The organism is Cupriavidus sp. FW306-01-F10A (assembly GCF_058782785.1).
Window position 1 is genome coordinate 250,920 of sequence record NZ_JBYSYA010000005.1, and the last position, 22,672, is coordinate 273,591.

The 22,672-nt window shown below is 60.0% G+C and carries 19 protein-coding genes and 1 pseudogene; 6 read left to right on the forward strand and 14 right to left on the reverse strand.

Features of this window, described 5'->3' with window-relative positions; translation table 11 throughout:
* Positions 1-16: 16 nt before the first annotated feature.
* Complete coding sequence (locus tag AC3WLF_RS10195; protein WP_492358152.1) at positions 17-2,227, reverse strand: penicillin-binding protein 1A; 2,211 nt, start codon at positions 2,225-2,227, stop codon at positions 17-19.
* A 348-nt stretch (positions 2,228-2,575) separates the two neighbouring features.
* On the opposite strand from AC3WLF_RS10195, the gene AC3WLF_RS10200 reads away from it, so the two are divergent.
* Positions 2,576-4,129, forward strand: a complete 1,554-nt coding sequence (locus AC3WLF_RS10200; protein ID WP_492358153.1) for an acyl-CoA synthetase — start codon at positions 2,576-2,578, stop codon at positions 4,127-4,129.
* Positions 4,130-4,188: 59 nt separating this feature from the next.
* Here the strand turns inward: AC3WLF_RS10200 and AC3WLF_RS10205 are convergent, their stop codons facing one another.
* From AC3WLF_RS10205 to AC3WLF_RS10220, 4 genes are all read right to left on the reverse strand, one after another.
* Positions 4,189-4,356 (reverse strand): hypothetical protein, encoded by a 168-nt coding sequence (locus AC3WLF_RS10205; protein ID WP_492358154.1) that lies wholly within the window; start codon positions 4,354-4,356, stop codon positions 4,189-4,191.
* A 31-nt stretch (positions 4,357-4,387) separates the two neighbouring features.
* A complete protein-coding gene (locus tag AC3WLF_RS10210) occupies positions 4,388-5,371 on the reverse strand; it encodes a phosphotransferase enzyme family protein (RefSeq protein ID WP_492358155.1) in 984 nt (327 codons plus the stop codon).
* 56 nt (positions 5,372-5,427) lie between these two features.
* The gene (locus tag AC3WLF_RS10215; RefSeq protein WP_492358156.1) at positions 5,428-5,880 is read right to left on the reverse strand and encodes a hypothetical protein; all 453 of its coding nucleotides are present in this window, start codon (positions 5,878-5,880) and stop codon (positions 5,428-5,430) included.
* Between the two features lie 106 nt (positions 5,881-5,986).
* Positions 5,987-6,427: a hypothetical protein gene (locus tag AC3WLF_RS10220; RefSeq protein ID WP_492358157.1), complete on the reverse strand. Its 441-nt coding sequence runs from the start codon at positions 6,425-6,427 to the stop codon at positions 5,987-5,989.
* A 296-nt stretch (positions 6,428-6,723) separates the two neighbouring features.
* On the opposite strand from AC3WLF_RS10220, the gene AC3WLF_RS10225 reads away from it, so the two are divergent.
* Together AC3WLF_RS10225 and AC3WLF_RS10230 are read left to right on the forward strand one after the other, a co-directional pair.
* On the forward strand, positions 6,724-7,272 hold the full coding sequence (locus AC3WLF_RS10225; protein ID WP_492358158.1) for a PAAR domain-containing protein: 549 nt from the start codon (positions 6,724-6,726) through the stop codon (positions 7,270-7,272).
* 2 nt (positions 7,273-7,274) lie between these two features.
* The gene (locus AC3WLF_RS10230) at positions 7,275-7,838 is read left to right on the forward strand and encodes a hypothetical protein (RefSeq protein ID WP_492358159.1); all 564 of its coding nucleotides are present in this window, start codon (positions 7,275-7,277) and stop codon (positions 7,836-7,838) included.
* Between the two features lie 386 nt (positions 7,839-8,224).
* Here AC3WLF_RS10230 and AC3WLF_RS10235 read toward each other — a convergent pair.
* The 3 genes and pseudogenes from AC3WLF_RS10235 to AC3WLF_RS10245 all read right to left on the reverse strand — a co-directional run bounded on the left by AC3WLF_RS10235 (position 8,225) and on the right by AC3WLF_RS10245 (position 10,678).
* A pseudogene (locus AC3WLF_RS10235) lies at positions 8,225-8,742 on the reverse strand (DNA-binding protein).
* 461 nt (positions 8,743-9,203) lie between these two features.
* Positions 9,204-9,668 (reverse strand): hypothetical protein, encoded by a 465-nt coding sequence (locus AC3WLF_RS10240; protein WP_492358160.1) that lies wholly within the window; start codon positions 9,666-9,668, stop codon positions 9,204-9,206.
* A complete protein-coding gene (locus AC3WLF_RS10245) occupies positions 9,665-10,678 on the reverse strand; it encodes a M35 family metalloendopeptidase (protein ID WP_492358161.1) in 1,014 nt (337 codons plus the stop codon). The genes AC3WLF_RS10240 and AC3WLF_RS10245 overlap by 4 nt, the downstream gene beginning before the upstream one ends.
* A 327-nt stretch (positions 10,679-11,005) precedes the next feature.
* On the opposite strand from AC3WLF_RS10245, the gene AC3WLF_RS10250 reads away from it, so the two are divergent.
* From AC3WLF_RS10250 to AC3WLF_RS10260, 3 genes are all read left to right on the forward strand, one after another.
* The gene (locus AC3WLF_RS10250) at positions 11,006-11,848 is read left to right on the forward strand and encodes a PGN_0703 family putative restriction endonuclease (protein WP_492358162.1); all 843 of its coding nucleotides are present in this window, start codon (positions 11,006-11,008) and stop codon (positions 11,846-11,848) included.
* 296 nt (positions 11,849-12,144) lie between these two features.
* Complete coding sequence (locus AC3WLF_RS10255; protein ID WP_492358163.1) at positions 12,145-12,360, forward strand: SymE family type I addiction module toxin; 216 nt, start codon at positions 12,145-12,147, stop codon at positions 12,358-12,360.
* A 221-nt stretch (positions 12,361-12,581) separates the two neighbouring features.
* Entirely contained in the window at positions 12,582-14,066 is a 1,485-nt protein-coding gene (locus AC3WLF_RS10260; RefSeq protein WP_492358164.1) for an AAA family ATPase, read from the forward strand.
* A gap of 293 nt (positions 14,067-14,359) precedes the next feature.
* Here AC3WLF_RS10260 and AC3WLF_RS10265 read toward each other — a convergent pair whose 3' ends face one another.
* The 6 genes from AC3WLF_RS10265 to AC3WLF_RS10290 form a co-directional block, all read right to left on the reverse strand.
* The gene (locus AC3WLF_RS10265) at positions 14,360-15,259 is read right to left on the reverse strand and encodes a TIR domain-containing protein (protein ID WP_492358165.1); all 900 of its coding nucleotides are present in this window, start codon (positions 15,257-15,259) and stop codon (positions 14,360-14,362) included.
* Positions 15,259-15,537, reverse strand: coding sequence for a YuaX family protein (locus tag AC3WLF_RS10270; RefSeq protein WP_492358166.1), 279 nt, complete (start codon positions 15,535-15,537; stop codon positions 15,259-15,261). Before AC3WLF_RS10270 ends, AC3WLF_RS10265 begins: the two co-directional genes overlap by 1 nt.
* Positions 15,538-15,663: 126 nt before the next feature.
* Positions 15,664-16,851 (reverse strand): ribonucleotide-diphosphate reductase subunit beta, encoded by a 1,188-nt coding sequence (locus tag AC3WLF_RS10275; protein ID WP_492358167.1) that lies wholly within the window; start codon positions 16,849-16,851, stop codon positions 15,664-15,666.
* Between the two features lie 158 nt (positions 16,852-17,009).
* Entirely contained in the window at positions 17,010-19,943 is a 2,934-nt protein-coding gene (locus AC3WLF_RS10280; RefSeq protein ID WP_492358168.1) for a ribonucleoside-diphosphate reductase subunit alpha, read from the reverse strand.
* Between the two features lie 494 nt (positions 19,944-20,437).
* Complete coding sequence (gene ampD / locus AC3WLF_RS10285) at positions 20,438-21,055, reverse strand: 1,6-anhydro-N-acetylmuramyl-L-alanine amidase AmpD (protein WP_010814732.1); 618 nt, start codon at positions 21,053-21,055, stop codon at positions 20,438-20,440.
* Complete coding sequence (locus tag AC3WLF_RS10290; protein ID WP_492358169.1) at positions 21,052-22,668, reverse strand: sigma-54-dependent transcriptional regulator; 1,617 nt, start codon at positions 22,666-22,668, stop codon at positions 21,052-21,054. The genes ampD and AC3WLF_RS10290 overlap by 4 nt, the downstream gene beginning before the upstream one ends.
* Between the last annotated feature and the right edge of the window lie 4 nt (positions 22,669-22,672).

The following is a 22,672-nucleotide window of genomic DNA, read 5'->3' on the forward strand; positions in this document are numbered from 1 at the left end:
TTGCGAACGCCCGACATCAGAACCTCCAGAAGAGGAACTGCCGATGCCGTTGCGCACGGACCGTGCGAGACGGCCGGCTCTCGGGGCCGAGCCGCGCATCGGGATCGATCGCCCGCGCGCGCAACGCCATGTCGTAGAACGCGCCCACCATCGGCAGGGCACTGCGCGCGCCCTGCCCCCAATCGTTGCCGAGCGTCACACGCCCATCGTCGAAACCCACCCACGCGCCCGCGACCAGTTGCGGATGCATCAGGATGAACCAGCCATCCGTGTTGTCCTGCGTCGTGCCCGTTTTGCCGGCCACGTCGGCGCGAATCCCGAAGCGCGTCCGGATACCCGCGCCGGTGCCCCGGCTGACGACGTCGCGCATCACGTCGACGAGCGTTTGCGCTGCACCGGCGGGCAGTGCCTGCTCCGGCACTGCCTTCGCGAACTCGGCGAGCACCTTGCCGTCGTGATCCTCGATGCGAGTGACCATGCGCGGTTCGATATAGGCTCCGCGGTTCACGATCGTGCTATACGCGGAGACCATTTCCTTGAGCGTGACCGGGCTGGTGCCGAGCGCTAGCGACGGCACCGCTTCGAGCGGACTCTCGCGCACGCCCATCGCGCGCGCGAGCCGTGCGACCTTCTCGGGGCCTTCCTTTTGCATGAGCTGCGCGGTGACGCGGTTGCGCGAATACGCCAGCGCGTCGCGCAGCGTCATCGGCCGGCCGGTGGGCGGTTCCGCATCGGTAGGCCGCCAGACCGCATCCCCGGCCAGTGGAATGACGACGTTCCGGTCTACGATCGTATCGCTCGGCCGCGCCCCGTCCGCGAACGCCGCGCCATAGACGAACGGCTTGAATGTCGAACCCGGCTGACGCCGTGCCTGCTGCACATGATCGAACGGTGCATCGCTGAAATTGCGACTGCCGACCCATGCCTTGATATCGCCGTTGCGTGGATCGATCGCGACAAAGCCGGCCTGGACCTGAGTCTTGCTCCGGCAAAGCGCGCGGACAAAGGCAGGGTTCGTGGCGAGCTTCCTAAGTGCTGCCAGGTCCGATCGGCCAGCATCGCGTGCAGCGCGATAGTCGGGCGTTTGCCGGATGAATGCCTGGAACAGTTCGTTGCCCGGCCAGCAGCCCGTGCGTTCGTTCCAGGCTTCGTTCGCGATCCATTGCAACTGGTTCGCCTGCCAGTCCACCGCCTGCGTTGCCATCGCCTGCAGACGGAAATCCAAGGTAGTGCGCACGACCAGCCCGTCGGCATAGATGTTGTAGCCGTTGCGATCGGCCCACGCGATCAGCCACTTGCGCAGCTGCGCCGAAAAATGCGGTGCGGCGCCCGGTTGCGCGGTCTGCAATGCGAAATTGACGTTGAGCGGTTGTCGCTTCAACCAGTTATAGGCATCGGGATTGAGCTTCCCATACTTATTCATCTGCCCGAGCACGGTATTGCGCCGCTGCACCGCGCGATCGGGATTGAGCACAGGGTTGTAAGTGCTGTTGGCCTTCAGCATGCCGACTAGCGTTGCGCTCTCGAGAATGTCGAGCTGATGGGCCGATTTGCCAAAATAGGTGCGTGCGGCCATTTCCACGCCGTAGGCGTTATACAGGAACGGCACTGTATTCAGGTACGTCTCGAGGATCTGATCCTTGCTGTACACGGCTTCGATCTTGAACGCCGTGATCGCTTCCCTGAGCTTGCGCGCGAGGGTCGGTGCGCGGCCGATCTCCTCGGGATACAGGTTGCGCGCGAGCTGCTGCGTGATCGTCGAGCCGCCCTGCCGGTCACCGGAAAACGTATGCAGCGCAGCCGACGCAGTACGCATCCAGTCGATGCCGAAATGCTCACGGAAGCGCCGGTCTTCAGTTGCGATCAACGCTTCCACCATGTACGGCGATATCCGCCCGAGCGACACCCACTCGCGATTGGCCGGTTTGAATTCGTCTATCAGCCTGCCGTCGGCCGACACAATCAACGCTGGCCGGTCGACACGGGCTTTGCGAATGTCTCCGATGCCCGGCGTGAATGGCACGAGCGCAAGCACATATAGCAGGAACAGCGCCGGCAATGCGGCGAGCGTCAGCACGATGCCGCGTCGCGTCGGGTGACGAAGGCGGCGCATCGCGCCGTTGAAACCGCGTCTGGCTATGGTGCTGCCGGCGGCGCAGAGCGGTGGGATGCGTGCGAGCCACCGTGCGCAATATTCACGAAACAACGATACATGGCGGCGATTCACGATGGCGGGCGCTGGCGGAAAGAGCGGGATCGTACCAAAGGGGAAGCGCGCTTTTGATACCAAAGCAGAGCGGTGGCACGTGGCATTAACAGACGATTACATTTGTTTCGGGTGGCTAAGGTTCTGGACATATCGCAGCATCGAGCTGGGAGAGCCTGCGTATGCCTACGTCGGCGTGTCGACGATCAGGACAGAGTTGCTTGCGTCCCGCGGCACGAACGCATGCCACGCTCGCCCAACCCGGATCGGGTGGGGCAGCCTTCGTTACCGGGATAACCCTGTGCCGCAAGTCCGTGCCCGATGGTTCAATCGCTTCTCTTTGCAGCATGACATGACGGAGCATCTCCCGTGAACCTGACCGATACCCTGCACCGATCCCTTCAGCAATCGCCGGAGAAAGTGGCCACGATCTTCCGCGGGCGCCAGCGCACATTCCGCGAGTTCGGTGACCGCGTTGCCAGACTGGCGGGTGCGCTCCAGACCCTGGGCATGGGGCGCGGCGACCGGGTCGGAATGCTTGCGCTCAACTCCGACCGCTATCTCGAATATGCGATGGCCGTCTGGTGGGGCGGCGGTGTGCTGAATCCGGTCAACTCGCGGTGGAGCGTGCCGGAAGTGGTCTATTCCCTCGATGACTGCGACACCGGCATCCTGATCGTCGACGACAACTTCCTGCACATGGCGGATGGCATCCGCACGACCGCCCGGCGCTCACCGATTCTGATCCATGCCGGCGATGGCGAGGCGCCCGCCGGCATGCTGTCGTTCGACACGCTGATTCGAGAAGCGGCGCCGGCCAACGATGCCCATCGCGGCTACGAAGACCTCGCCATTGTGATGTACACAGGCGGCACCACCGGCTTCCCGAAGGGCGTCATGATGACCCACATGAGCCTGTGGACTGGCTGCATCCAGCGCATGGCCGATACGCCGCCAATCCGGAACGGCCGCGTGCTGCACTCCGGGCCCTTCTTTCATATCGCAGCGATGAACCGGCTGCTGATGCAATTCATCGCCGGCGAGACTCACGTCATCGTGCCGTCGTTCGAAGCAGGCGAGGCGCTCGAGACCATCGAACGCGAGCGCATCACGGATCTCGGCCTCGTGCCGACAATGATCCAGATGCTGATCCAGCACCCGGATTTCGGCAAGCGCAACCTTTCCACCCTGCGCCGGATCGGCTATGGCGCATCGCCGATCATTGCATCGGTACTTGAGCAGACATTGGCAAAGCTGCCGGGTGTGTACTTTGCGCACTCATACGGGCTGACAGAGACCATGATTGTCTGCACGAATCCGCCCGAGAACCATGGCGAGGCCGCCCGCACACGCGGCTTGCATCTTTCGGTCGGCAGGCCGGCATACGGACTCGCCGTAAAGATTGTCGATGCCGATGGCGCAGAACTGCCCCGCGGCTCGGTGGGCCAACTGATCGTTCGCGGGCCGAGCGTCACCCGTGGCTACTGGAACAAGCCCGAGGAAACTGCCCGCGCCCTGCGCGACGGCTGGCTCCACACCGGGGATGGCGCATACATGGATGAAGAGGGCCATATCTTCATTGTCGACCGCCTGAAGGACATGATCGTCAGCGGCGGCGAGAACGTGTACTCGGCAGAAGTCGAGAATGCCATTGGCCGCCATCCCGACGTGGCAATGTGCGCAGCCATTGGCATCCCCCATCCGGTATGGGGCGAGTCCGTGCATGCGATCGTTGTTGCCAAGCCAGGTGCAGCGGTGAGCGAAGGCGAGATCAGGGAGCACTGCCGGCAGTTCATCGCGGGCTATAAATGCCCGAAGTCAGTGGAATTCCGTACCGCGATGCCGTTGTCCGCTGCGGGCAAGATTCTCAAGAGGGAGTTGCGGGCGCCGTACTGGGATGGGAAGGGGCGCAACGTCAACTAGAGGAATGGGTGGCCCACCTCCCGAACGTGTGCCGGGAAGGCTCTTTGCACAACGCTGTATCAAGTAGCACCAACGATACGCACGCCGACAAATCTGGCCGGGACGTTCTCCATGGACTGCGGATCGTTGATGCTTCGCGCGATCCATCGGTTGAACGCCTCGTCGGAATGCAGAAGCTTGTACCATTCGAGCTCGCTATGCGTCGCAGTGCGGATCTCAATCTTCATGAGAGCCCCTTCGCTGGTATTTCCTTCTTGCTTACGCGAACCAACGGTCAATGGCCAACTGACCTGACACTGCGCGGTAGCTCAGATCATCCACACGTTTGCACAGCTCGCGCCAAGTGGTCTTCTCCAGTAGACAGTAATCAAGCAGAAAGCCGATCGACCTGATCTCGTTAAGCAGGACCAGAGCAGGGATCGAAAGGCGAAACCCAGGGGAGCCATACAACGCTGGCATATAGGCATTGACGAACGCACGCCACAAAGACGCTGAATCGCCTCGGCCTTCGGTCTCGAGCCACCATCCAATGGTGGCCAGGTCAAACCATTGCGGCCCGCATCCACAGTCGTCGAAGTCGAACAACGTGACTCGCCTGCCTTCGATCCGCATATTCGCCATTCGGAAATCGCCATGGCAGAAGCCGATGGGCATACCGGCAGGCGGCCAACCGGCAGCCGCCAAGTGCTTGCAACGGTCCCTGACTGTCGCTGCTGCGCTACCGGCAAAGGCGAACGCTTCGGCCAAACGGTTCAGCGTCCGATATGCCTCACCAAGCTCTGCAATATGTCTGCTTGGTGCGAGCTCGCCCAACGCAGGCTGCGCATGAAGACGCTTCAGCGCGTTCGCGGCTGCAGCGAGATCATCACAGGTCATCTCCACAGGACGTCCCACTGCCGCGTCAAACAAAGCTGCATGACGTATAGCACCGTCCGACAAGGCAAGACGAAAGCGCCTTCCGCCCCGGAGCGTTGAATGTGCACTCGATACTTCCAGCAGATCATCCCGCTCGATTCGCGCTAGCAAACGCAGCTCGGCGTCGATCTCGACTTCGCCTCGTCCATGGGTTCTGTACAGACGAAGGTAGTAGGTCCGATCGGCGGAATCCGTCAGCGAGAATGTTCGATTCACCCCGTGCACGACTTCATGCACTTCGATCGCGTCTATGCCGTAGACGGTTGCGACGGCCCGCCGCACCATTGCGACGTCGCCAGCCGATTTGGTTTCGTGATCAATGGTCATGGCCTATGCGACCTGTCTCATGGCAAGGACCGGGGAGCGCCCTACGGATCGATAGACTATCGGATCGACGCCCCGCGACTCGGCCTGCAGCCGTGGATGCCGTTCGGGACGATCGATGCCGTGTCCGCATCAAAGTAGATGCCATCGTATCTGTCGCCGGAGTAGAGGAACATGTAGATCAGCTTGCGCTTGAACTGCCCCCGCAACCGGACGACGGGGCTCATGCAGTCATTGCGTGAGGCGGTGCTTGGGTCCACGTACTTGATAAGCGGCTGGTCAGAGCCCTTGTATAGAACAACGACATCCCAGCCAATGAACCGCGTCGGGGTATCGTTCTCGTTATCGAACGTTCTGGCTTGCATCTGCCCCCCTCGTTCACCAGCCCTTAGCACGCGGTACTGTACGTAGCAGTCCCCGCAGGCGTACTGCATGTAGATGACATCGATCGTCGTATTGTCGCTTGAGAGCGAGAATGGATATAGGAGTACGGCCAGGACTCCGGCACCCATTAGCAGCACCGAAGACAGGGCAAGGCCGGGTATCTTGCAAGCAAATTATTTCATTTGTCTGGCCTCCTTTTGTACAAGAAGGTCCCTCCAGTCCCGGGATTGGTTTCTACCGGATTGGCTGTGGCCCAAGGCAACACGGATGCGGACAGGCCGGTTGAAATGCTACATAGACCTCGCTTACTGGACCCACGCTCTTACCACTGGTCCGAAGCTCAAGAATCGCGGTATCGATTTCCGAATGCTCGATCCGCTCCGGCACCAGACCGATGGCCCCCAAAGCTGCCTTGGCGCTTTCCAGGCGCATCATGGCTAGATTCATCGATGGCCGTCCGCTGTATGCTCGCCTGACAAAGACGGCATATTGCCCTCCACTGGGAAAGCTCTCCTTCATTCTTGCGTTCCACTCGGCCAGCTTGCGGACTTCCGCTGCCGGCAAGACGCTGTCGGCGTTGCCAAAGCTGAGTTCGTGCTCGAGGCCGATCAGCGCGCAAGGGAATGTGGGGCTGCACCACTTGAACAGCAGGGCAGCGGTGAGTCTTCGCAGCATGATCAATCTCCGATGTTGACGATATAGCCTGCAATGTTGTTCGCATCGGCGATGCAGAACTGATCGCACATCCGGGCCTTCATCTCGAAGTTGCGCAGAAGCTCTATACGCGGTGTATTTAGTGCTGTCTTTACGGCAGATCAACATCCCGAAGATGCGTGGGGGTACACCGGCACTGCGTTGATCGGGCGCCGCGGAAGATGTTCTCTCTATTGACGTCGCAACGTTCGCGCGGTTCTATCCCATGGTGGCGCTCTGTCACGCTTGATGGAGCTTCTTCCAGCCGAAGGGAACCAATGCCAGATATTCGTTACGCACTAAAGAATGGCGACCCAACCACTACAGGTGGCCAACTCATCGCCCATACAAACCACATGATCCACCATGGCGTGAGCGTCGGCGTGGAAGGGGACATTGCGACGTGTCCGGCCTGCAAATCAACTGGATCGGTGATGAACGATTGCTACCCGGCTTTCGACATTCTCGGCAAACAAATCCTAGTGAGTGGCGCCCGCGTCAATTGCAGGTGCGCAAACAGGCCCGTCGTTCTCCATACCCAGCACGATTTCACGATCGAGGTCTCTCGCAGCGGGTACGGCCAAGCACAGATTGCGAGTAACGCTGTCCATGGCGGAGCATCTGAAGATAGTGTTTCGGGGCTTGCATATGACGAGCGCTATGTTATTCGCGACGCGAGCTCGCAGGATCCAGTTCCGAATATTGCTTACGCGATCAAGCGAGGAAATGGTGAAGTTGAACATGGCACGACAGATGCCGATGGCCGTACCCACCTGGTATCAAGTGTCGCGCAATCGGAAGACGTCGCAATTTATGTGGAAGGATGAGCATGACCGATACGATCATTTCCCCAAACGGCAAGCGGATGACAAAGGTCGCCACGCGCACGACTACACCTGCCAGTAATGACGAACCGAAGTCAGTCTATATCGAGCGAGAGTACGTAGAAGTTTTTGTCTTCGATAGCTTGCCACGCCCTGCCTCCGCCTTCGGACACGTTGCAATAGGAATCGACGGTACGGTGTACAGCCGAGCGCATGAACGGTACTACAAGGGCTCGCTTTCGGAGTACCTTAAGAGCAATACGCAAAGGGTCAAGCGCGATGTGGCTGGGCTGTACCTATGGGTTACCCCGCGCGAGAAGACCATTCTCCGCGATGAACTGGACAGACGGGTGATGGTAGACGCAGAGTATAGTGTGCTCAATAACTCATGTAGTTCGAATGTCGCGGATGTGCTGGAGATGATTGGCATCATGGCGCATGACCCCCGCTATTTTCCGACGCCAGTATCCCCTGCGGAGTTGCTCGCCGCACTGGAAAAGTCAAACAGGCTTATCGAACGTAGGTTCTACGGGAAGGGTTACGAGGGTGGCGCGTCCGGCAATTGGTAGGGTATTCATCTGGAGTGCATGTGCTGCTGCGTTGTGCCTCGCATACGCTTGGTTCAGCGGCTATGTCATCGACGTCGCGGGGCGAACGGCAGTAGCCCCCGTTCCGCTGCACGATAACCCGCTTGACGTATTGCAGCGGCACGGGCCTTTCAAGGGAACCGTTCCGCCGGGCACACGATGCCGACTGGTCAACGTCGAGACGAAAGCTGTAGTTTCCTACCGGATGAAATGCGGCAACCTCGACGGTTGGACCGATGAAGCCGATTCGTTTGATCCACCACTGGGAATTGGTTTGTTCGGAAGCGCTGAGTGATTTGCCGTTCTTGGTCGACTCCCTCGCCCGCCCCCGGCTGTCGAACACTTGGGTGTCTTCCAGTGCGTTGCCCCTACCCCACCAGCGCCCGAAACTCCCGCGCCATGGCAGGCACCACCTGACTGGCGCACCGGGCAAGATTGACTTGCATGGCCGTGGCGGCGACATCCAGAAGAATCGGGTCAATGCTGTAATCGCGCTGATCCAGCCATACAAGCACATCCAGCAAGTGCCAGAATGTGGTGCTGCCTTCACGCACCGGCGCCGGAAAAGACTCGGGATAGCCGGGCATCAACTTGCGCATGTTCTGGCGGGACATGCCGATGGCATCGGCGATATCGATCCCACCAGATCGGGAACCGCTTCGATCAGCGTAGCGGACGGCATGGCGCGCCGGGCATCGGCAAGCGCGCTCACCATGGCCGCCTTCGCTGAATCTGCCTCGCGGACAAATGACAACGCCACGCGTCCTGGCATGCCGGTACCCACGAGTGCGTCATCACAGCCTGCATCGCCCAGGCGTTCGGCCAGTGCTTTAATGTCGTGGTCGGCCTGCGACAGCAGGAATCTGAAAGTGAAGGCGTATTCCATGGCTATTTCTTGGTCTGCAATGTATGGGGCGTCGTCATTCACGCAGCGGCATTCCTTGTTATTGCGGGGGCAATAGAGGCGACCTTAGGCGTGCCCGCTCTTCATTCACGTCGAGAAGATCTTCACACGCCGATCCTCAGGATCACGAGCAAGCAGCATGTGGCGCGTCGGCGCGCGTACGTGCTTGCCAAAGACATTCACCAGCCGTCCGCCCCTGATCTCGTCACAGACCATAGCCGTGCGCCCCATCGCCACGCCCCGGAGGTTCAACGCAGCGCTGATCGCAAGGTTCGGCGGATTGAACCGCGTCCCCTCCAGATGCGAAATCCGTGCCGGGTGAAGGGCCTCAAATCATGTGCACCATTCCAAGAACTCGGCCGCGCCGACCCATGTCGATATGTCATGCAGCAACACGACACCGTCGAGCGAAGCCGAGGTCCACGATACTCCTGATACTTGGATCAGTGCCGGATAGGTTGTGGCCCCGGACAACAAGCATGTGGGCATCTGGGGTTGATCGCAATAGCGGCAGTATTGATGTAGCGGACTACCTGCGGCTTCAGGTCCGTTCTTGCCAGGTGCGCTGGGTCAACGCTTCTCTCGACAACTCTGGACACCTGGATATCAGCCACCCCGACGCCGAGGTTCTGGAGGGCTTCCATTAGGTGTATCCGCCGGATTTCCGCAAGCCGAGCGGGTACGCCCGCAGCTTTGTTTGCCTGGACCTCAACGTAGAACTCGCCCGCATTTGGAAACCTGAGCCTCAGTTCAGACCGCCAGTCGGCCAATCGCAGCATCTCTTGCGCAGACAAACGAGAAGCACCCGGCTCGAAGATGGGATCCAGCTCCAGGTTACCCAAGCTGCAGCCGAAGGAAGGTATGGGCGTGGCAAGCAGGAGTGCCAACAAGACGAGGATCCTCTTCATTGCTGCCTCCAAATCGGCTTATCCCCGTTCCAGTTCGGGATGTTCACCACGTAGGCGGCAATATTGTCGGCATTGCTCAAGCAGAACATATCGCGGGCAGCCGCCCGCTCCTGCGACCGCGTCATACTGTACCAGTGGTCATCTGTATTCATCGCAGCGGGAAAATGCGACACCTCGTGAATCAACGTTACCAGCTTGGAGTCCTTTGCAAGAGGCATGCCGTCATAGCGATTGTTTTCATCTGGTTGGGAGCAGAATATGTCGCCGATGAAGATCGTGTAGGTACCGTCCGGCTTGCAAACGCTCGCAGAAGCGGGAATTTGCCCTGACCCGGATCGTGGTACACATCCGACCCGCGCAAGCGCTTCGGGCGTGCTTCGCTCGTAGTTCTTTGCCGTCAAGCCTTTCATAATTTCGCGGATCCGGACGAGACCGTCGAGCAGGGTAGTTCGCGTTTCGGGCAATGCAGAGCCGAACCATAGACTGACCTTGTCCTGATCCGCACGGCTCCATCGCTCAAGTTCGCCGAGGCGGTCGCCTAAAAGGCGAACCGCCTTATCACGAAGCCGACTCATTATCTTGTGGAACATTTCATTGCTCATACTCGGGCAGATCCTTGCCTCATCCGAAGTGTGCTCGTTGCCGGTAACGCCTTCCGAAAGCTTGTTGAATGTTTGCGGCGCGTTGGCTTCTTTCCATGATGCGCCTGCAATGGATGTTCCTTGATTCACCTCTATGGTGAAGTTGTTTTGGGAAGAAATGACGAATGGCTTCACGGCACAAGAGCAATACACCCGCGCCCCTTCGACGAGTATCTGCTTGCCCATCAGGTCAAAGGCAGGATGGCAGTCGTTGAATGCCTTTCCACCCTTCTTGCACACCGGACACGTAGCAACATCGCCTTCCACTGCTACACGAACGCTGTGGTGCCACATATCGCCGGTACCCATGAGCGTTCCACCGGTACTTGTCGCATCCCCGTCTCGGAGTGCATTTCGAACATCAGCCATGGTTCTCTCCTTTCGTCGTTGGGCTGAGGTTCTATACGTGGCGTACTTAGTGCTGTCTTTACGGCAGATCAAGATCCCAAAGACGCGAGGGGCACGCCAGCACTGCGTTGATCGGGGGCGCCGCAGTTGATGGAGCCTTGATCAGAGGTCGCGATAACACGTTGGCTAGTGGGCGGGACGATGTCGGACATCGGCCAGCGCATATTTCCCGCTCCACCATTCGGCGGATTCCCTGCCCCTCTCGACTGATAAACAATCGCCATCTGTAACCACGATTCCTTACATGACCGCCAGTCTGCTAGGGAACTCCCTCGACGGAGACGATTCATGTCTGTAACAGCCATTTGCAGGGAACAGCAGGAATGGGCAGCGAACCGGGGCATCGCCTTTGACGCACGCGGTTATGTCCCCCATCTGGACCTGAATCTGATGCGACCACTTTCGCCAGCAACGTTGGCGGCGTTTGCAAATGGCGACGGCGGCGAGCTGCTGGAGCGTGGAGACAAGCCGGCAAAGATGCGAGCCTTGCATTCGTCTTCTGCGCTGGCCGCGAACATCTTCGATTTCTGGACCGATTGCGCGGATGCCACGCCATTGATGAAAGCGCTGGCGCTACCCTCCTGCCCCACAGCAGCGTTATTCGAATCCAAACTGTCCACCGGAGTCGACAGTCACGCCAACCTGGATGTGTGCCTGCCTCTGGCGAACGGCGTCATGGCCGGCGTGGAGAGCAAGTTCACGGAATGGCTGCGCGGCAAGGCAACGCAGGTGGGTGAGGCGTTCAGGCCGCCATACCTTGCAAAAGGGCGTCGCCGCTGGGAAGAGGTCGAGTTGCCGCGGGCACAGGCGCTCGCGGAAGCCCTGCAAGACGGCCGGGAAGCGTTCCGGCACATTGGCGCGCCTCAGCTACTTAAGCATGCCCTTGCGCTTGCTCGGCAGTACGGAGACCGTTGGGTGCTGCGGTATGTGTACTTCGATTGGCCAGGACCACACGGGGAGCGTCATCGGGACGAGATCCGGAGGTTCCAAGAGCTGGTTGGCGATGAACTGAAGTTCAAAGCCATCAGTTACCAGGCGATCTTTGGGGAGTTTTGTTCAGCTAGTCGACCAGAGCATCGGACCTATCTGGCCTATCTGGGAGACAGGTACTTTCGCCTGCCGATCAGCTAGGCGACTGGGAACGATTGGCGTCAGCCCGTGGCTTGCGGTACCGCAATGCAGAGTTGTCTCATTGCCGGCAGTATCCGCAATCCTTAGCCTAGCTCTCGGTGCTGAACACACCTCCCGCAGCGTTGCCACGTCCGACAGTCGTGGAGTGTCTTCCATAGCTTTCTGCTAGGGCCGGGCAGCGCGCATCGATACAAGACCCGAAAGGGGAAACATGCGGGCCGATCTGCGGGCGGTGTTCAAGTGCCCGGCCGCCCAGCTTGCACGGGCGAATCCAAGTTTCGAATCAGGAGTTCGCTATGCACAAGATATCTCCCACTGCGCACGTGCGCACATGCACGACCAGTTACAGGCATTTCCGCGTCAAGGCAACTGAAGGTAACCGCTATAGTGGGATGCGATGCGTTCCATGGATTCGACTAGGTGGGGTATGGCTGGAACGGGCAGGCTTCAAGGTCGGGCAAGCGCTCAAAGTGGAAGTACGGAACAAGGTTGTCGTAATTTCCTCGGAATAGCTGCCGCGGAAAGGGGTTCGTAGATGCCTTGCTGCGGTTCCCCCCAATCCCTGTCAGGACAAGACTATGGGGTCGATCGATTTCTGATCTGATCTTGAAAAAGACCTGCCCCTTTCCCCGAAAAGGATCCGTCCCCTTTCTCTAGACTCTGGATGTCGTCGCACGGGGATATAATAATGACACAATGCGCATCAATCCCTCACCAAACTATTTGGATTCATATGGCACCACCTGAAAGGCTCGAGTGCGGCGGAGCTGTACTCGAAAACCCTACTCGACTCAATATCATTGTTGGCCGGAACGGTTCAGGAAAAAGCCGATTCCTTCGCGCGTTCTCAAATTTGCGGGATCAGCCGCAGTTTTTTGTCAGGTACGTTAGTCCAGAGCGGGCCGGGACGTTCGAGTACTCGCCAAATATCGAGCACAACGAGCGTCAAAATAGAAACTGGATTGAGAGCCAGCGGATACGGAACCAAGCTGACAGTTTTAAGCAGGCGTCTGCTGGTAAGCTACGCGATCTCGCAATGCGATTTGCAGTGCGTCTCGAAACTGACCTCGATTTGCGGTCCGATTTTTCAAAGACCTTCTCCAGTATGCAGTTGGCGAAGATCAACGCCATGCTTACAAACATCATTATCGACCGCGCGGATGGACAGGAATTTATCTTCCGAACGCAGAACGGGCAGGCTATAACGCCAAATGACCTAAGCAGTGGTGAATCAGAACTGATCGCTTTAGCGGCTGAAGTACTGCATTTCTTTGAGTTATGCGATCCGGCCAAGCTGAACGTCTTGCTGCTCGATGAGCCTGACGTTCACCTTCATCCAGACTTGCAAGCCCGATTCGCGAGATTTTTGATATCCGAACTGGACAGTCAAGGTCAGGATCTTCGGGCACAGACAATGGTGTGCGTCTCTACTCACAGTACCCCACTAATCAACGAGTTGAGTCGCTCTAACGCCGCAAGCTTGGGGTCAAAGGTATTTGAGTACATGCACGTAAGACAGGAAGTTGTCTCAAAGCAGTTGCAGAAAATGGCTCCCTTCTTCGGTCACCCGCTTTCTCAAATTATTAATGGCGACGTGCCAGTGATCCTGGAAGGCGAAGACGACGAGCGCGTCTGGCAACAAGCCGCCCGTACTTCTCAGGGTCGATTGAAGATTTTCCCCTGTCTAGCAACCAGCGTTGATCAACAAACTGAACTGGAAGTCTTCGCGAACAAACTTCTGAGCGCGATGTATGATCAGCCGAAGGCGTTTTCTATCAGAGATGGTGATGGCGTTCAGGAGGCTCTTCCCTCGGTAGGTTGCGTGATTCGTTTTCGTCTTCAGTGCTACGCCGTAGAAAACCTAGTGACGACTGATGACGTTCTCAGATCTTTGGGCTCCAATTGGGATGGTCTGGTCGAGGCCGGAAAAAAATGGTACGACGAAAATCCGAAGCACCAAGATCGCGACAAGCTGCTCGCCCTTCTTAGTTCTAGCGATAGAGGACGTAACACAAAAATCAAAAGTGTGCGTCAGTTGATTCCAGCCATTCTAGGCTCCCGCGCGCCGTGGGAGGTAGTAGTGGGTCAGGTCATTGGTCGCATCAGCGGAGAGGTGGACGAGGAAAATAGCAACAACATCATTGACTATATCGGCCGAGACGTTCTGCTCGCCTTGGGGCTGCTTGAGGCTAACTCGTCAACAGCTCCTTTGCCATAGTGACGACCAAGGGCCTTTTAGGTGTCCCGATCAGCTAGGGCTACTTCATCTCGCTTGGCGTCGAACTTTTCGCCGCTAGACTGCATCTGAATCGGTTGCGAACTCCATCTTGATAATCCACCAGACCCGAATTTTTCTCGAAGAATACTCATAAGCCAAGAGAAAAAAGGGAGGGCAGATCTATTTCTGGATCTTTGAAATAGATCTACCCTCCCTTTCCTTATTCGAAACTGGAAAAATGCCACATCTCCGACAGCAAACATCACAGCCCCTCATTGGACAACAATGTATGTCTACTGCCAAAGTTTATCTGCATCAAATTCCAACTTCGCTGCTTTCAATTCCCGCACCAGCTTAGTCTTCCAACCTTCCGCCGGATCCATTTCCGTATAGATGACGCCGAATAAATCCGATGGAATTTCAACCTCGCCTTTACGAAGCAGGCAGACACGGCCCCGACCAAGCCTCCCGGAAAAGTAACCAAGTTCAAAAATTACGTTCTGACGTGCCCGGGCGTCAGTCGAACCTTCCCTTACCGCACCTCCAACGTCATCGGGTGTAAGGAGTACCACCGCAAAACCAACATCTCCGGCCGAGTCCTCAAATTTCTCAATAATAGTGCGACCTCGATCCGGTTGCTCTTTCAGGATGATTGCGGTCAGTCCAAGCCGCTCGATAAAACGAGCCAAACCATTTAACGCAGCATCATCGTGGCCATGAACAATAAAAACCTTATTGGGCGACAATGATCTATTTTGCGGCCGCTCTCCTTTACTCATAACGTACTCTTTGTAATCCCTTACAAAAGGCACAACGATCTGCCCCGTAAATCCATGGATCCCAGAGATTAGCTTGCTGCTACTACCACCAAAAAAATAGTGGCCAAAATTTATTGCATAGGAAGGATCAGCAGCGAGTTTTCCGATAAGCAGCAAGGTAAGTCCTAGGCACTGCTCATCATCATCAGGCCACGCGAGTTTGTGACTCCCAGCCATGCCACTTTCCGTGCGCTTGCTTGCCGCCAAGAAGGCTTCAAGGTCAACGGATGCCGTTAGCGTTTCATTTGCGGCTCTGAGGTCCGGATCAGCAAGCAAGCGTGCAAGCTTCTTTAGCGGTTGCTCATATGTTTGATACTGAGCACCCTGCAGATCCAATACCGCATCGTTAATTTTGCTAAAGATATCGCCAATCATTACTCTTTGGTATTTGACAGCCTTGCAGTCGCCGCACGTTCAATTATCGCCTCGCGGTACTTCTGCTTCATCTGCTCAGCCAATGGACCAATAATTGGGTTAGAGGCATGTACACCGACACGTTCATCAATCAGGTTCGATACTTGCAGGATTGCCGCCTCGATGCTTGCTGGATCGCTTGGATTGAAGTTCACAGTACAGAGGTCACCATCTAAGGCTTGCAGCACATTTTGCGCGTCCTTCATTTGACGTTGAAGCTTATCAAATCCATTTAGCATGGCGAATCACCCCTAACCCTTGTTAATTGAGGAACGTCAGTCAAACTAGAAAAAAGGGAGCCTACTGCCCCCATTTTTCGTCACTCTCAACCTACACCACACTGCTTACTATTAACTACTACTACCTCAATCCCACGACAACGCCCCACCCGTCTGATACTCAATGACGCGCGTCTCGAAGAAGTTACGTTCCTTCTTCAAATCGATCATCTCAGACATCCACGGGAACGGATTCTCCTCATTCGGGAACAGCTGATCCAAACCAATCTGCTGGCACCGACGATTGCAGATAAACCGCAGATACGACTTAAACATCGGCGCATTCAGCCCCAGCACCCCACGCGGCATCGTATCCTCCGCATAGCGATACTCCAGATCCACCGCCTTCTTGAACAGCTCAGTAATCTCAGCCTTAAACTCCGCCGTCCAAAGATGCGGATTCTCCAGCTTGATCTGATTAATCAGGTCGATCCCAAAATTACAGTGCAGCGACTCATCCCGCAGGATGTACTGATACTGCTCCGCCGCCCCAGTCATCTTGTTCTGCCGCCCCATCGCCAGGATCTGCGTGAAGCCCACATAGAAGAACAGCCCTTCCATGATGCAGGCGAACACGATCAGCGACTTCAGCAGCTTCTGGTCGCTTTCCGGCGTGCCGGTCTTGAACGACGGGTCGGTCAGCGTGTCGATGAACGGGATCAGGAACTCGTCCTTGTCGCGGATCGACTGCACTTCGTGGTACGCGTTGAAGATCTCGGCTTCGTTCAGGCCCAGCGATTCAACGATGTACTGGTAGGCGTGCGTGTGGATGGCCTCTTCAAAGGCCTGGCGCAGCAGGTACTGGCGGCATTCCGGCGCGGTGATCTGGCGGTAGGTGCCCAGCACGATGTTGTTGGCGGCCAGCGAGTCGGCGGTGACGAAGAAGCCGAGGTTGCGCTTGATGATGCGGCGCTCGTCTTCGGTCAGGCCGTTGGGGTCTTTCCACGTCGCGATGTCGCGCGACATGTTGATTTCCTGCGGCATCCAGTGGTTGGCGCAGCCGGCCAGGTATTTTTCCCACGCCCACTTGTACTTGAATGGGACGAGCTGGTTGACGTCGGTCGAGCCGTTGATGACGCGCTTGTCGGCGGCGTTGACGCGGCGGTTGCTTTGCGCGGCGGCGGCGTTGGGGTTGTTGCCCAGGACGCCGGCTTGCGTGGCGCTCGGCGGCAGGACGCCTTGCTGGTCAGCGGTGGCAGCCGATGCAGCGGGTTGCAGGGCAGGCTGCGGTGCGGCCTGCGGAGTGGCTTGAACGTCGTCGTCCCAGCTCAGCATGATGTGGTTCTCCGTGATTCGGTTTGGGGGGCGCGGTGGTTGGTCAGGTTTGACGCTTCACTTCGTTGATGCGCCGGCCCTCACCCCCGCCCCTCTCCCGCATGCGGGAGAGGGGAGCAAACAGGGGGTGGATTTTTGCTCTGTAGTCTTTTTTTGCCTTACTGGCAGGCTTCGCACTCTTCGAAGCCGGGGTCGCCCGGGCGCATCGTGCAGACCGCGCCTTCCGCTTCCGGCATGGCCGGGGCCGATGCGGCAGCGGCGTCCATAGCGGAGCTGCTATCGCTGCCCGACGACACCGCGTTCAGCGAGCCGCGCGACACGGTGGACTTCTCCACGTGCGTGGCAGCCATCGTGCGCAGGTAATACGTAGTCTTCAGGCCGCGCAGCCAGGCGAGCTTGTAGGTGTCGTCCAGCTTCTTGCCCGAGGCGCCGGCCATATAGATGTTCAGGGACTGGGCCTGGTCGATCCACTTCTGGCGGCGGCTGGCAGCTTCCACCAGCCAGGTCGGCTCGACTTCGAACGCGGTGGCGTAGATGTCGCGCAGGTCTTGCGGAATGCGGTCGATGCGCGACAGCGAGCCGTCGAAGTACTTCAGGTCGGCGACCATCACTTCGTCCCACAGGCCGCGTTCCTTCAGGTCGCGCACCAGGTAGTCATTGACCACGGTGAACTCGCCCGACAGGTTGGACTTGACGTACAGGTTCTGGAAGGTCGGCTCGATGCACGCGGACACGCCGATGATGTTCGAGATCGTGGCGGTCGGCGCGATCGCGATGCAGTTCGAGTTGCGCATGCCGTGCTGCTTGATGCGGGCGCGCAGGCTGTCCCAGTCCATGGTGCTGGACAGGTCCACGTCCAGGTAGCCGCCGCGCTCTTCGGCCAGCAGCTTGAGCGAGTCCTGCGGCAGGATGCCGCGGTCCCACAGCGAGCCGGTGTAGGTCTCGTAGCGGCCACGCTCTTCGGCCAGTTCGGTGGAGGCCTGGTAGGCGTAGTAGCACACGGCTTCCATCGAGCTGTCGGCGAACTTCACCGCGGCGTCGCTGGCGTACGGCGTGCGCAGCACGTGCAGGCAGTCCTGGAAGCCCATGATGCCCATGCCGACCGGACGGTGGCGCAGGTTGGAGTTGCGGGCCTTCTCGACAGCGTAGTAGTTGATGTCGATGACGTTGTCGAGCATCCGCATGGCGGTGCGGATGGTCTTCTGCAGCTTGGCGTGGTCGAGCGCGTACGAACCATCAGCCTGCTTGGCCAGGTGGGCGACCAGGTTGACCGAGCCCAGGTTGCAGACGGCGATCTCGCTGTCATTGGTGTTCAGCGTGATTTCCGTGCACAGGTTGGAGCTGTGGACGACGCCGACGTGCTGCTGCGGGCTGCGGATGTTGCACGGATCCTTGAAGGTGATCCACGGGTGGCCGGTTTCGAACAGCATGCCCAGCATCTTGCGCCAGAGCTGCATGGCCGGGATCTTCTTGAACAGCTTCAGTTCGCCGCTGGCGGCCTTGGCTTCGTAGCCGAGGTAGGCCTGCTCGAACGCCTTGCCGACCTTGTCGTGCAGGTCCGGGCAGGTGGACGGCGAGAACAGCGTCCATTCGCCGTTTTCCATCACGCGCTTCATGAACAGGTCCGGAATCCAGTTGGCCGTGTTCATGTCGTGGGTGCGGCGGCGGTCGTCGCCGGTGTTCTTGCGCAGCTCCAGGAATTCTTCGATGTCCAGGTGCCACGTTTCCAGGTAGGCGCAGACGGCGCCCTTGCGCTTGCCGCCCTGGTTCACGGCCACGGCGGTGTCGTTCACCACCTTCAGGAACGGGACCACGCCCTGGCTCTTGCCGTTGGTGCCCTTGATGTGCGAGCCGAGCGCGCGCACGTTGGTCCAGTCATTGCCCAGGCCGCCGGCGAACTTGGACAGCAGCGCGTTTTCCTTGAGCGCTTCGTAGATGCCTTCCAGGTCGTCCGAGACGGTGGTCAGGTAGCACGACGACAGCTGCGAGCGCTGGGTGCCCGAGTTGAACAGGGTCGGCGTGGACGACATGAAGTCGAACGACGACAGCAGCTGGTAGAACTCGATGGCGCGCGCTTCGCGGTCGGTTTCGTTGAGGGCCAGGCCCATGGCGACGCGCATGAAGAATGCCTGCGGCATCTCGATGCGGGTCTCGTCGATGTGCAGGAAGTAGCGGTCATACAGCGTCTGCAGGCCCAGGTAGTTGAACTGGAAGTCGCGGCCGGCGTCCAGCGCGGCGCCCAGGCGGGCCAGGTCGAAGGTGGCCAGCTTCTCGTCCAGCAGCTCGGCCTTGATGCCGCGCGCGATGAACTTCGGGAAGTACTCGGCGTAACGCGTGGTCATTTCGGCCTGAGTCACTTCGGCACCCAGGATTTCCTTGCGGATGGTGTGCAGCAGGATGCGGGCAGTGACCTGGCTGTAGTCCGGGTCCTTTTCGATCAGGGTACGCGCGGCCAGGATGGCGGAGTCGTACACCTGCGTCATCGGCACGCCTTCGTACAGGTTCTTGAGCGTTTCCTTGAGGATCGGCTCGGCGCTGACGGCCTTGCCCAGGCCGGCGCAGGCGGTGTCGAGCAGCTCGTGCAGGGCGACGATGTCCAGCGGCTTGGTCACGCCGCCGTCGGTCACGTTGACGCTGATGCCGCCTTCCTGCACGCGGGCCACGGCCTCGGCGCTGGCGCTGGCGCGTTCTGCCTTGCGCTTCTCGCGGTACAGCACGTAGGCGCGGGCCACTTCATGCTCGCCCGAGCGCATCAGCGCCAGTTCCACGTGGTCCTGCACGTCTTCGATATGGATGGCGCCGCCGTTGGGGCGGCTGCGCACCAGCGCGCGCACGACGTTGTCAGTCAGTTGCTCGACGATCTCGCGCACGCGCGCGGACGCGGCGCCCTGCCCGCCGTTCACGGCGAGGAAGGCCTTGGTCATGGCAACGGCGATCTTGGACGGCTCGAAAGCCACCACGGCGCCATTGCGACGAATGATCTTGTGATCCGGGTAGTTCGTATTGGCGGCGTTGGCGGGGGTCTGCTGCGCGGTCGGTGCGATACCGGCGGCGGCGCCACCCGTGGTGATTTCGTTCTGGGCCGTTTGCATGAGAACTCCTGTTTTTACCCTGGAAATAAGAGACAAAAGAGTCCCTGGCGAAATGCGGCGAAAAGAACGTCCCTCCCGGCGTGAAGTCGGGGGCGGACAGACTGCCTTTGCGTGGACATTTCGCCAGGGACTCTTGTGATTCGCTGGCCTTAGCGGGCGGTTTCGAGACGATGCACGAACTTCGTGATCCCTGACTCACCCTTGGGCCGGCTCCCCGGTTTGACTACTAGATATAGTGTGTGATGCGTGAAACTGGGCTAAGTATAGTGAAACGAATCCGAATGACCAGTCTTGACAAGCGCTTTTTCGGGGGCGGTGGCGCCGATGCGGCAACGCCACATGCCCGCAAGCCTAGTACTCGCAAGGGTTTTCGTCAGACCGTTCGCAACTGCACATTTCACAAAAATTTTTTTGATTGTTGCGACGTTGCGATAGCCCCACCCGGGGGTGGGGCATGTGCGCCGGAACGGGGCGCACGGGGATGGGGAATGAGGTTAAGGATTCGTCACCTGGCCAGCCGCGCCCGGGCACTGGTAGGGCAACATGCCCGGCGCCACGCCCGCCTGCCTGGCAAAGCGCGCCCAGTCGAAATGCGGGCCGGGATCGGTCTTGCGCCCCGGGGCGATGTCGCTGTGGCCGGCAATCGCGCGCACCGGGTAGGCGGCCAGCAGCGCGGGCACCAGCGCGGCCACGGTGTCGTACTGGGCCAGGGTGAACGGCAGGTCGTCGCAGCCCTCGATCTCGATGCCGATGGAAAAATCATTGCAGCGGGCGCGGCCGAAGAAGTCGGACTGTCCGGCGTGCCAGGCCCGCTGCGTGCACGGGACAAACTGCACCAGCTCACCCTCGCGCGTGACCAGGAAGTGCGCGGACACCTGCACCTGGTGGATGGTGGCAAAGAACGGGTGCTTGTTGGGATCGAGCCGGTTCTGGAAGAAGGCCTCGATGTCGCCGCTGCCGAACTGGCCGGGCGGCAGGCTGATGTTGTGCAGCACCACCAGGTCCACCGGCATGCCGGCCGGGCGCTCGTCAAAGTTGGGCGACGGCACGCGGCGCGCGGCGGGAACCCAGCCGTCGGCCTCTGGCAGATAGCGGTGCTCGGGCTTGCTCATGACGTGCCCTCGCCTTCCACGGTGCTACGGTCGGCGGCGTCCATGGCTTCGCGGATGCCCAGTTGCTGGATGCGGTAGCGCAGCTGGCGCAGGTTCAGGCCCAGCAGCGGCGCGGCCGCGGTGCGGTTGAAGTTGGTCTGCGCCAGCGCCTGCAGGATCAGCTCGCGCTCCACGGCTTCCAGCCTGGCTTGCAGGTCGATCGGGAAGACGATGCCGCGGCAGGCGCGTTCGGCGGGATCGCCGGCGGGCTCGGGTTCGGGCGCGCTGGCCGGGGCCGGGGGCGGCTCTGCCGGGGCCGGCGCGGGCGCGGCGGCCGGCGGCACCGGCGCCCACATGCCTGCGGCGCCCCAGGGAGCGGAATAGTTGGTGGGCGCCATCGCCGGCGCGGGGGCATGCATCAGCCCGGCGCGCTCGGCGCCGGCGTCCAGCGGGCCCAGGTCGGCCAGCTCGATCTCTTCGCTCTCGGCAAAGGCGTAGGCGCGCTCCAGCAGGTTCTCCAGCTCGCGCACATTGCCGGGGAAGGGATAGGCCACCAGCCGTTGCAGCGCCGCCGGCGACAGCCGCCTGGGGCGCGGGTCGCCGTAGCGCACCGCCAGGTGGTCCAGGATGGCGCGCGCCAGCACCGGGATGTCTTCACCGCGCTCGCGCAGCGTGGGCATGCGCAGCGCCAGCACGTTCAGGCGGTAGTACAAGTCCTGCCGGAACTGGCCGGCCGCCACCATCGCCGCCAGGTCCTTGTGGCTGGCGCACATCACGCGCACGTCGACGGCGTCTTCGCGGCTGGCGCCGATCTTGCGCACGCGGCGCTCCTGCAGCGCGCGCAGCAGCTTGACCTGCATCGGCAGCGGCAGGTCGGCCACCTCGTCGAGCAGCAGCGTGCCGCCGTTGGCGGCCTGGAAGAAGCCGCCGCGCTCCCCGTCGGCACCGGTGAAGGCGCCTTTGACATGGCCGAAGAACTCGGACTCCATCAGGTTCTCGGGGATGGCGCCGCAGTTGACGGCGATAAACGGATGCGCGGCGCGGCCGCTGGTGGCGTGGATGGCGCGCGCGGCGCGCTCCTTGCCGCTGCCGGATTCGCCGCTGATCACCACCGGCGCCATGCTGCGCGCCAGCCGCGACAGCGAGCGGCGCACCTCCTGCATGGCGGCGGAATGGCCAGGAAGCAGGGCCGCGGCGCGGTCTGCGGCCTGCTCGGCCGCGGCGGCTTCGGCATCGGTGCTGTCGCGCTGCTGGCGGCCCAGCGCGTTCAGCACCAGGCTGCGCAGCTGCTCCAGCGAGACCGGCTTGGCGATGTAGTCGAAGGCGCCGGCCTTGAGTGCTTCCACAGCGTTGTCGGCGCTGCCGTAGGCGGTGATGACCGCCACCGGGATGCGCTCCGGCGCGGCCGACAGCTGGCGCACGATCTCGATGCCCAGGCCGTCGCCCAGGCGCATGTCGGTCAGCACCAGGCTGTAGCGGCCCTGCGCCAGCTTCTCGCGCGCCTCGGCGAGCGACCCGGCCAGCACCACGTCATGGCCCATGCGGCGGATCGAGATGTCCAGCAGCTCGCGCAGGTCGGCCTCGTCGTCGATGACCAGGATGGGATCGGGCGCTCGGGACATTCGGGGTGGCATGGGG

Excerpts from the sequence above, each read along its gene's own strand:
- AC3WLF_RS10270 (WP_492358166.1), bottom strand. The coding sequence starts at position 15,537 with ATGCTAAATGGATTTGATAAGCTTCAACGTCAAATGAAGGACGCGCAA.
- AC3WLF_RS10210 (WP_492358155.1), bottom strand. The coding sequence starts at position 5,371 with ATGACCATTGATCACGAAACCAAATCGGCTGGCGACGTCGCAATGGTG.
- AC3WLF_RS10255 (WP_492358163.1), top strand. The coding sequence starts at position 12,145 with ATGCACAAGATATCTCCCACTGCGCACGTGCGCACATGCACGACCAGT.
- AC3WLF_RS10220 (WP_492358157.1), bottom strand. The coding sequence starts at position 6,427 with ATGCTGCGAAGACTCACCGCTGCCCTGCTGTTCAAGTGGTGCAGCCCC.
- AC3WLF_RS10215 (WP_492358156.1), bottom strand. The coding sequence starts at position 5,880 with ATGGGTGCCGGAGTCCTGGCCGTACTCCTATATCCATTCTCGCTCTCA.
- AC3WLF_RS10225 (WP_492358158.1), top strand. The coding sequence starts at position 6,724 with ATGCCAGATATTCGTTACGCACTAAAGAATGGCGACCCAACCACTACA.
- AC3WLF_RS10205 (WP_492358154.1), bottom strand. The coding sequence starts at position 4,356 with ATGAAGATTGAGATCCGCACTGCGACGCATAGCGAGCTCGAATGGTAC.
- AC3WLF_RS10240 (WP_492358160.1), bottom strand. The coding sequence starts at position 9,668 with ATGAAGAGGATCCTCGTCTTGTTGGCACTCCTGCTTGCCACGCCCATA.
- AC3WLF_RS10230 (WP_492358159.1), top strand. The coding sequence starts at position 7,275 with ATGACCGATACGATCATTTCCCCAAACGGCAAGCGGATGACAAAGGTC.
- AC3WLF_RS10280 (WP_492358168.1), bottom strand. The coding sequence starts at position 19,943 with ATGCAAACGGCCCAGAACGAAATCACCACGGGTGGCGCCGCCGCCGGT.
- ampD (WP_010814732.1), bottom strand. The coding sequence starts at position 21,055 with ATGAGCAAGCCCGAGCACCGCTATCTGCCAGAGGCCGACGGCTGGGTT.
- AC3WLF_RS10250 (WP_492358162.1), top strand. The coding sequence starts at position 11,006 with ATGTCTGTAACAGCCATTTGCAGGGAACAGCAGGAATGGGCAGCGAAC.
- AC3WLF_RS10275 (WP_492358167.1), bottom strand. The coding sequence starts at position 16,851 with ATGCTGAGCTGGGACGACGACGTTCAAGCCACTCCGCAGGCCGCACCG.
- AC3WLF_RS10245 (WP_492358161.1), bottom strand. The coding sequence starts at position 10,678 with ATGGCTGATGTTCGAAATGCACTCCGAGACGGGGATGCGACAAGTACC.
- AC3WLF_RS10260 (WP_492358164.1), top strand. The coding sequence starts at position 12,582 with ATGGCACCACCTGAAAGGCTCGAGTGCGGCGGAGCTGTACTCGAAAAC.
- AC3WLF_RS10290 (WP_492358169.1), bottom strand. The coding sequence starts at position 22,668 with ATGCCACCCCGAATGTCCCGAGCGCCCGATCCCATCCTGGTCATCGAC.
- AC3WLF_RS10265 (WP_492358165.1), bottom strand. The coding sequence starts at position 15,259 with ATGATTGGCGATATCTTTAGCAAAATTAACGATGCGGTATTGGATCTG.